Genomic DNA, 6,246 nt, shown 5'->3' on the forward strand with positions numbered 1-6,246 from the left:
AATAATTAAAATAAACCCAATGTAAGAGGCCAGGAAAAAATTTCTGGCCTCTTACTATTTCCGATCATTACTCTAGAACGTTCGCTGAAAGTCTGGGCTTACATACCTAACTGTAGCCAACCCAATAACCATAGCACGGTGATTGGGCCGGCCTACGTGACGTAGTAAACCCAAAACTGACTTCTGTCCCCCTCCCGCCTATTTTGGTATAATAAACCTAATTAGTTAAGTGAGGGTGAAATCATGCTAACGGTAAAGGTAAGAAACGATCAGGAAACCGAGCAATTAGCAAACAAGTTAGGTCAATTGCTGCAGGCTGGAAGTGTGCTTCTTTTGGAAGGTGACTTAGGTGCTGGCAAAACAACTTTTACAAAGGGAATTGCGCAGGCGTTAGGCATTAAACGTTACGTTAAGAGTCCTACGTTTACCTTGATTCGTGAATATAAGGAAGGACGCCTGCCGCTTTACCATATGGATGTTTACCGGCTAGAAGATGGTAGTGGTGACGAGCTTGGGCTAGAGGAATATTTTGCGGGTGATGGTGTGAGTGTTGTTGAATGGCCGCAATTTATTCAGGATTTGTGGCCAACGGATTACCTTTTAATCAAATTTACTAAGGAGCAACAACACGATGATTGGCGAAGCTTATTATTTGAGGCACACGGTGAAAAAAGTCAACAGTTAGTTGCTGCACTGGCTCAGGAGTATCACCATGAGTGATGAGGAGGTAACCATTCGTCAAGCAATTCCGACGGATGCGGCCGAAATAATGAAGGTAATGGCCAAATTAGGGCAAGAGACTGCTTATTTGTTATTGGATGGTAATAATGACGGCATGACAGAGGCGTTTGAGCAAGAGCAACTGGCCGATATTTATACGTCAACTAATAACACGCTGATTGTGGCACTTGCCGGGAAGCAGATTATCGGAATTGCACGAGTGATCGCCGGACAAGAGGCGCCAATTCAACACATTGGTGAATTGGGTATTTCTATTTTACAGGCGTATTGGGGCCTGGGACTGGGAAGTGCAATGATGGCGGAGCTAATTAGTTGGGCGGAAAGGGAATCAATCTTACGCCGCTTGGAGCTTACCGTTCAGGCACGTAACGAGCGAGCAATTCACCTTTACCAAAAATTTGATTTTCAGGTAGAAGGAAAGCTTGAGCGTGGTTTTTATGATGAGCAAGTCGGCTTCTTACAAGTATTATTGATGGCGAAGATGATTAATTAGGTCAAGTAGTCCTTTTGTTCAAGGTTATTGTTTCGCCGACATCTTCAGTTGGAAAACTTTTTAGCTGAAATGATTGAAAAAGAAAAATAGTAGCTCCTGTCAAAATTAGAGTTTTGGCAGGAGCTACTATTTTAGATTGAAAGATTATTAGGCCAAGCGTTTAGTTCACTAAGCGATGACCTTAACTAGTTTTTGCAGTGGGGCAGTCCCAAACTGATTGGCTTCGCAAAGCAAAATATTAGCACAGGCCAAGCTGTCATCTAGGGCGTTGTGGTGATGGTATAAATCAATTTCTAATTCACGGCAAACGGTATCCAGTTTGTGGTTGGGAAATTCAGGAAAGAATTGGCGACTTGTTTTGACCGTATCTAGCGCTAAGTATTCAGGTTGTTGTAATTGGTAGTGTTCCAGACAACTGCGGAGAACACCAATATCAAAATTGGCGTTATGAGCGACAACTAGACGATTTCGCTGAAAAAAGGGTGCCATATGTGGCCAAACGGCTGGAAAATCAGGGGCGGTGCTAACATCAGCCGTATGGATACCATGAATTTGTTCATTGCGCCAACTAAACGGTGTATCAGGTTTAATTAGTGAATAAAATTCATCAACTACCTGACTATCACGAACAATTGTAAGCGCGATTGAACAGGCACTATAACGTTTGCTGTTCGCAGTTTCAAAATCCATTGCAACAAAGTTCATTGATTTACCCACTTTCTTAATTGTAAAAATTTGGATGTTTTTAGTTAGTTTCTAATACTACTGGGCAATGATCGGAGCCCATAATGTCGTTTAAAATACTTGCCTTTGCTAATTTAGGTTGTAGGTCATTGGACGTGACAAAGTAGTCGATTCGCCAGCCAGCGTTGTTTGCCCGGGCATTGAAACGGTAGCTCCACCAAGAATAGCTGCCAGTTTGGTCAGGGTAAAAGTAACGAAAACTATCGGTGAAACCAGCCTTTAATAGCTGTGTAAACTGTTCCCGCTCTTCGTCTGAAAAACCAGCATTATGGTGGTTAGATTGGTCGTTTTTTAAGTCAATTGCTTCGTGAGCAACATTTAAATCACCACAGAAAATCACTGATTTAACTTTAGAAAGTTCAGTGACGTAATTGCGAAAGGCTTTGTCCCAGCTTATCCGGTAGTCTAATCGTTTTAATTTGGTTTGGGAATTAGGTGTATAGCAAGTAACCACGTAAAAATCAGGGTATTCCAGCGTGATTAGGCGGCCTTCGTGGTCGTGTTCATCAATGTCCATTCCGTAACGGACTGCTAAGGGTTCGTGTTTAGTGAAAATGGCAGTACCCGAGTAGCCCTTGCGATCCGCGTAATTCCAATATTGGTGGTAGCCGGGCAACTCAAGGTCAACTTGACCTGCCTGTAGTTTTGTTTCTTGAATACAAAAGAAATCGGCATCTTGTTCCTCAAAGACGTCCATAAAGTTCTTTTTAAGAATGGCCCGTAAGCCATTAACGTTCCACGAAATAAATTTCATTTTAGTTCCTCCAGTTGAATTGATTTATGTCCGGTAACTATTTTGATGATTGTCCTTTAGTGGATTCAGTGTAAACGTGTTTGGAAAAGTTTTATTTATTGGAGCAATGGTAATGATTTCTCTTTCATTTTACAAAACAATTGACCAAAAGACAAAGCAGGTTACCTAGAAGTTGCCGGCTGTCAATCTAGTAATGTTCATGCTAAAATAATAACAAGAATAAATTTCCGAAAGGAATGGCACAGAGTATGTTAAATAAGGTTTTAACGATCCAACAAAAATTTCCGCAAATTGACATTAAATTAAATGAACCTTTAAGTCATTATACGTATACAAAAACCGGTGGGCCGGCAGATTACCTAGCCTTTCCGAAGACAATTGCCGAAACAACTGACCTAGTTAATTACGCCCGTGAGCAGCAATTACCACTTACAATTTTAGGTAACGCTAGTAATCTAATCGTGAAAGATGGCGGTATTCGTGGGCTAGTACTCATCCTAACTAAAATGCACCAGATTCAGGTAACTGGCAAAGAAATTATTGTGCAGGCTGGTGCCAAGATTATTGATACAACAATTGCTGCCTGGCAGGGTGGTCTGACTGGCCTAGAATTTGCAGCGGGCATTCCTGGCAGTATTGGCGGCGCAATGTTCATGAACGCTGGTGCTTACGATGGTGAAATGAGTGAAGTTGTCAGTGCAATGACGTTATTGTTGCCAGATGGCCAGGTGGAGAAATTCAGTGGTCGTGACCTTCATTTTAGTTATCGGCACAGTCTTGTTCAGGAGAATCAAGGAATTGTGTTAGAAGCGCAGTTTCGACTAAAAAAGGGTGATCCAGTTAAGATTAAGGCACGAATGGACGAACTAAATGCACTGCGAGCGTCTAAGCAACCATTAGAGTATCCTTCCTGTGGAAGTGTCTTTAAACGACCAACGGGTTATTTTACTGGTAAATTGATTCATGAAGCTGGACTACAAGGTAAACAAATTGGTGGCATTCAAGTTTCGACTAAGCATGCCGGCTTTATGGTAAATGTCGCCCGTGGGACCGCGACTGATTATATTGATTTAATTCACTTTGTTCAGAAAACAGTTTTTGAAAAATCTGGGGTTCGATTAGAACCTGAAGTACGGATTATTGGTGAAGATCCTGAATCAAAAAACTAACGACGTGGTCGACTCTTTTTGGGTCGACCATTTATTATTAAGAAGGAGGGAATTGCGTAATGACAATGACAATGTTGGAAGCAATAATTATTTTAATCTGCCTTGTCCTTGTATCAAATATAATTAGCCATTACTTAACTTTTCTTCCTGTAAGTTTATTGCAAATTGCGTTAGGTCTATTGTTGGCCTTGGTCTTTAAAGTTCAAATTCCCTTGCGAACGGATTGGTTCATGCTGCTATTCATAGCGCCATTGCTATTTAATGATGGCCGTCACTTTCCCAAGGCCGAGTTATGGGCCTTACGGGGGCCGATTATTGCAAACGCCATTTTTCTTGTTTTGGCGACAACCATAGTAGGTGGTTATGTCATCCACTGGCTGGTACCTGATCTACCACTGGCAGCTAGTTTTGCGTTGGCGGCTATTATCTCACCAACTGATCCAGTGGCCGTACAATCGATTTCGAGTCAGGCCAAATTACCGGACGGTGTATTGCACTTAGTTAGCGGTGAGAGTCTTATAAATGATGCTAGTGGCCTGATTGGATTTAAGTACGGAATTGCCGCAACTGTTACCGGCTTGTTTTCGTGGCAGCACGCAACAACCGATTTTTTCTACATTGCGTTAGTTGGCGCCGTAGTTGGGGTTGTCCTGATGTATTTAATTCGGGGCTTGCAGGCCTTTTTATTACAGCAGGGAATAAGTGATGTTGTTTTACATACTGTTTTACAGCTGGTTACACCGTTTATTATTTATTTGGTGGCCGAAGAAGGTGCCCATGCTTCCGGCGTTATTGCCGTTGTAGCAGCGGGAATTGTCTATAATTTTTCTAATCAAAATTATGCGGGCTATTTACCTGAATTAAAAATTGTTACGGAAAGAACTTGGGATATTGCTATTTATTTATTAAATGGGGTTGTTTTCATTATACTTGGCATTGAATTGCCGGTTGCAATGACGCAAACCATCCGTAACCCTAATGACAGTACACCAGTAGCAATTTTGGACGTTATTTTAGTTTGGCTGGCGATCTTCGCCTTGCGGGTTATTTGGACACTAGGTAATATGCTCTTTCACTACCTTAATCCATCCAAAGACGATGTTCGGCCGAGTATTGGTGTTGCACTACTCTCGGGATTATCCGGTGTTCGTGGTGCAATTACAATGGCCGGTGTGTTATCCGTGCCTTATTACGTTGCTTCTGGGGCACCATTTCCTGAACGTTCCATTATGCTTTTTATTGCGGCAGGGGTTATTATTTTAAGCCTGTTAATGGCGGTTATTTTTATTCCACTAATTACGAAAAGCAAGGTTTCAATTATGACTCGTGGTAGTGATTTAGGTGGGGATGATGAATTACAATCACAGGAAAACATGGCCCAGGGAATGGTGGAGAAGCCTTCTGAAAAAGAATTACCAGAGGTTAAGGCCAGAATTTACACGATGCAATTAGCCGTGAGACGAATAGAAAGTGAGCGGCATACGTCAAATCAACGGGCAGTCTATGACCTTATTTCGGAATACCAAGAGATGATCCGCCAACTTCAAGTTGCTAATCGAACGGAAGAACAATTAGTTCCTTTTCTAGAAGATGAACTAAAACTTCGCCAAGTTGGTTTGAATGGTGAGGCCCAAGTGTTAGATCAGTTATGGCAAGAGGGCAAAATACAGGGGAGGACCTACTCGTATTTTCAAAAGAATTTGGCCCGGCGCCGGCAAATGCTAATTAATTTACCCAAGCAATTAAATGGTTCCCATATTTTAGTCCAAATAGGTCATCTTCGGCATAATTTAAATCGTTTGCGGTATCAAGTTATCGCCCACCGGCAAAAGGGACCCTTCTACAATGAACGGTTATATGTTGAAAAAGAGTGTGCAAAGGGTGGTATTAAGGCACTCTCAACCTTTTTGAAAACAACGGCGGCTAAAAAACACCGGTATAATCGCCAGCTTATTTACCAGATTATTGTTAACTATCGTAACCAAATTGAGCAAATTAAACAGATGAATCACGCTCAAGGCCATTCGCCGCGCGTAACGTATGATCGGCAGATGCGTGAACTACGTTTGAAGGCCTTGGCTGCAGAGCGAACCGGAATCCAAAATATGCTGGAGGAGCGGTATATTTCGTGGCAGTTAGCTGCCAAGTTGCGGCAGTACGTTAATTATTCAGAAAACGCACTACTACTAGCTGATAATGTTGAGGATAACTAAAATATTGAGCTAAGCAGTAACTGCTAATAGCAAGAGGCTAGGACATTTGTCCTAGCCTCTTTCCTACGATTAGTCAAGGGGATTGAACTGTGCTTTTTCGTTTGAATTAGAATTTGATGCTGGCTTAAACGT

At 41.9% G+C, this 6,246-nt stretch carries 6 protein-coding genes; 4 read left to right on the forward strand and 2 right to left on the reverse strand.

The genetic code is table 11. The features are described 5' to 3' along the window. The first annotated feature begins 243 nt into the window (after nt 1-243). The gene (tsaE, locus tag EKM98_RS09605; protein WP_125982322.1) at nt 244-720 is read left to right on the forward strand and encodes a tRNA (adenosine(37)-N6)-threonylcarbamoyltransferase complex ATPase subunit type 1 TsaE; all 477 of its coding nucleotides are present in this window, start codon (nt 244-246) and stop codon (nt 718-720) included. After that, nucleotides 713-1,234 carry a GNAT family N-acetyltransferase gene (locus EKM98_RS09610; protein WP_125982324.1) on the forward strand — a complete coding sequence of 174 codons (522 nt, stop codon included), beginning with the start codon at nt 713-715 and terminating at the stop codon, nt 1,232-1,234. The genes tsaE and EKM98_RS09610 overlap by 8 nt, the downstream gene beginning before the upstream one ends. Nucleotides 1,235-1,402: 168 nt before the next feature. On the opposite strand, the gene EKM98_RS09615 is transcribed toward EKM98_RS09610, so the two are convergent. Further along, nucleotides 1,403-1,939 carry a 3'-5' exonuclease gene (locus tag EKM98_RS09615; protein ID WP_125982325.1) on the reverse strand — a complete coding sequence of 179 codons (537 nt, stop codon included), beginning with the start codon at nt 1,937-1,939 and terminating at the stop codon, nt 1,403-1,405. 40 nt (nt 1,940-1,979) lie between these two features. Beyond that, nucleotides 1,980-2,732 carry an exodeoxyribonuclease III gene (locus EKM98_RS09620; protein ID WP_125982327.1) on the reverse strand — a complete coding sequence of 251 codons (753 nt, stop codon included), beginning with the start codon at nt 2,730-2,732 and terminating at the stop codon, nt 1,980-1,982. A 248-nt stretch (nt 2,733-2,980) separates the two neighbouring features. On the opposite strand from EKM98_RS09620, the gene murB reads away from it, so the two are divergent. Beyond that, nucleotides 2,981-3,901 carry a UDP-N-acetylmuramate dehydrogenase gene (gene murB / locus EKM98_RS09625; RefSeq protein ID WP_125982329.1) on the forward strand — a complete coding sequence of 307 codons (921 nt, stop codon included), beginning with the start codon at nt 2,981-2,983 and terminating at the stop codon, nt 3,899-3,901. A 65-nt stretch (nt 3,902-3,966) separates the two neighbouring features. Next, a complete protein-coding gene (locus tag EKM98_RS09630) occupies nt 3,967-6,114 on the forward strand; it encodes a cation:proton antiporter (protein WP_125982333.1) in 2,148 nt (715 codons plus the stop codon). The last annotated feature ends 132 nt before the right edge of the window (nt 6,115-6,246 follow it).

Origin of the sequence: Loigolactobacillus iwatensis, from assembly GCF_003950295.1 — a bacterium.
GTDB classification, from domain to species: domain Bacteria; phylum Bacillota; class Bacilli; order Lactobacillales; family Lactobacillaceae; genus Loigolactobacillus; species Loigolactobacillus iwatensis.